This is a genomic window from Thiohalobacter sp., from assembly GCF_027000115.1.
In the GTDB taxonomy this organism is placed as follows: Bacteria; Pseudomonadota; Gammaproteobacteria; order Thiohalobacterales; family Thiohalobacteraceae; genus JALTON01.
Genome location: NZ_JALTON010000009.1, coordinates 1 through 1809, shown reverse-complemented (window position 1 = coordinate 1809; position 1809 = coordinate 1). Strand labels below are relative to the sequence as shown.

Here is a 1809-nt window from a genome sequence, read left to right as displayed (position 1 = left end):
CGCTCGGCCTCGGTGCCGTCGCCCGGACACAGGCGCACGAAGAAACGCAGGTTCTCCAGCGCCGTGAGCTGGGGATAGAAGGCATATTCCTGCGGCACCAGGGCGATGCGGGACAGAACCTGCGGATGGTGGCCGCGGATCGGTTCGCCCAGGACTTCCACCACGCCGGTCTGTACCGGCAGCAGGCCGGTGATCAGCATCAGCAGCGTGGTCTTGCCGGCACCGTTTGGGCCGAGCAGGCCGAACAGGCTGCCGGCGGGAACGGTCAGTGACAGATCCCGCAGCACCGGCGAGCCGTCCTGATAATGGAAATCGAGCTGGCGCACACGAACCGGATCGGTCACGAGTCCTTCTCCCGCTTGCGAGCCCGGGGATGGGCCCGATCGTACACCTGGGCCAGATGCTGGAAATCCAGGTGGGTGTAGATCTGGGTGGTGCTGATGTCGGAATGGCCCAGCAGTTCCTGGACCGCGCGCAGATCGCCACTCGACTCCAGCAGGTGCGACGCGAAGGAATGGCGCAGCATGTGCGGATACACGCCGCCCGCGATGCCCTGCGCACGGGCATGGTGCCGCACCCGCGCCTGCACCGAGCGGGGCGTCAGGCGCCGGCCCTGGCGTGACAGGAACAGGGCATCCTCGTCCCGCTTCTTCCAACCCTGCCGCTCCCGCAGCCAGGCTTCCAGCGCCGCGATGGCGCAACGGCCCACCGGCACCTCGCGCACCTTGCGGCCCTTGCCCGTCACCCGCACCCGTCCCTGACGCATGTCCGCCACGTCGCGCATGTCCAGCGCCACCAGCTCCGCGAGGCGCAGGCCCGAGGAATAGAACAGCTCGAGGATGGCCCGGTCGCGGATGCTCAGGGGATCGTCGCCGGGAATGCTCACCAGCCGCGTGACCTGCTCCACGTCCAGGGTCCGGGGCAACTTGCGAGCCGTCTTCGGCGCCTGCACGTCGGCGGCCGGGTTGTGATCCACCTCGCCATGGCGCAGCAGATGACGGAAGAAGGCGCGCAGGGCCGACAGTTCCCGCTGCAGGCTGCGCCCACCAAGGCCACGGCGGTGGCGTTGCGCCACGTGTGCGCGCACCGTTTCGGCGTCCACGTCGTGCCAGTCGGCGATGCCGGACTGGTTACAGAAATCGACGAAGTGCCCGAGATCCCGCCGGTAGTGCTTCACCGTCAGGGGGGAGAGGTTGCGCTGATCGCGCAGACTGTCGAGGAAGGCATGCAGGCGCTGGAGGGCCGCCTCGCGCATCACGCCTCGAGATGTTTCTTCAGCACCCGGCTCAGGACCTTGCCGAGCTGGGAGAGGAACACGGTACCCATGTCGGCGCGGAAACGGTTGCGATCCCGGCTGCCGATGGCCAGCAGGCCGTAGCACTTGCGGCTGGTGGCGCTCTCGACCAGCGGGATCAGCGCCGCGGAGGCGATGTCGTCGGCCTCGGCGGCGAACAGGGCATCGAGCTGGCCGGGCTTGAGGGCGCCGCACACCGGCCGGCGACCCGCGATCACCTTCTCGAAGGCGCCGAGCACCGGCTCGCTCCAGTCCACCAGTTCCGGCAGGCGGGCCATGGCCGGGTGATCGGTGCGGAACAGGCGCACCACCACCGCCTCGGCGTCGAAGTCCGCCGCCAGCCGGCCCTGCACGATCTGCAGCACTTCCTCCAGCGAGGCGGCATCCAGCAGCGCCAGCACCAGGGCGTTGACGTGATTGTTGAGCTGCTCGTTCTTCTGCGCGTTGCGGACCAGCTGCTTGAGCTGGCCGCGCAACTCGTCGCGCTGCTGGCGCAGCACCGCCACCTGGCGCTC

At 68.9% G+C, this 1809-nt stretch carries 3 protein-coding genes; all 3 read right to left on the bottom strand.

Going from position 1 to position 1809, the window contains the following annotated elements; all coding sequences use genetic code 11:
• On the bottom strand, positions 1 to 344 hold a 344-nt coding region (locus MVF76_RS01230), incomplete at its 3' end, for an ATP-binding cassette domain-containing protein (RefSeq protein ID WP_297526861.1).
• Positions 341 to 1255, bottom strand: coding sequence for a tyrosine recombinase XerC (xerC, locus tag MVF76_RS01225; RefSeq protein ID WP_297526859.1), 915 nt, complete (start codon positions 1253 to 1255; stop codon positions 341 to 343). The genes MVF76_RS01230 and xerC, both read right to left, overlap by 4 nt.
• The coding region (locus tag MVF76_RS01220) for a DUF484 family protein (RefSeq protein ID WP_297526857.1) at positions 1255 to 1809 on the bottom strand (555 nt) is incomplete at its 5' end. The genes xerC and MVF76_RS01220, both read right to left, overlap by 1 nt.